This is a genomic window from Alcanivorax sp. HI0044 (assembly GCF_001634945.1).
This window is the reverse complement of record NZ_LWEZ01001820.1, coordinates 1-793: the sequence shown is the minus strand read 5'-3', so window position 1 is coordinate 793 and position 793 is coordinate 1. Positions and strand designations below refer to the sequence as shown.

The following is a 793-nucleotide window of genomic DNA, read 5'->3' as shown; positions in this document are numbered from 1 at the left end:
ACCGTGGAAGGGCGCGATATGGCGCCGACGGTATCGCCGGCGGGGCACCCCCGTGGCACCACCGTGACCATGCGTGACCTGTTTTTTAATACCCCGGCCCGACGCCGGTTCCTGCGCACCGAAAAAACCGAATTCAATCATCTCGAAGAAGTGTTTCGGCGCATTGCCCTGAGTGAATTCAATACCGCGTTTCGTCTCACCCATAACCAGAAAGTGATTCACCAGTTGCCCGCCGGGCTGGATGACACCCTGCGGGCGGCGCGGGTGGCCAAGCTGTGTGGCAAGGGTTTCATGGAGCAGGCGGTGGCCGTGGACGTGGAGCGCGATGGCTTGCGTCTGCACGGCTGGATGGGCCTGCCCACGTTTTCCCGCTCCCAGGCGGACCTGCAATATTTCTATGTGAATGGCCGGGTGATTCGCGACAAGGTGGTCAGCCATGCGGTGCGCCAGGCGTATGCGGATGTGCTCTACCACGGCCGCCACCCGGCCTATGTACTGTTTCTGGAGCTGGACCCGGCCATGGTGGATGTGAACGTTCACCCCACCAAACACGAAGTGCGTTTCCGCGAACAACGGATGGTACATGGTTTTCTGTATAGCTCATTGCATCGCGCCATTGCCGGGGTACGTCCGGGGCAGGAGCTGGCCGGTTCCGTGGTCGATGAAGGGGCGCCAGCCGCCGGCATGGATACAGCCATGGCGCCCAGTCAGGGCAATATGTCGCTGTCTGCGCCAGCGGGTGCGGGGATGTCTTCCCTGTCTAGCCCGGCCGGCCACGCCTACCCGCCCGGCG

The 793-nt window shown here is 62.8% G+C and carries 1 protein-coding gene; it reads left to right on the top strand.

Annotated features, from left to right (window positions below):
- On the top strand, window positions 1–793 hold a 793-nt coding region (mutL, locus tag A3730_RS27250), incomplete at both ends, for a DNA mismatch repair endonuclease MutL (protein WP_231884065.1).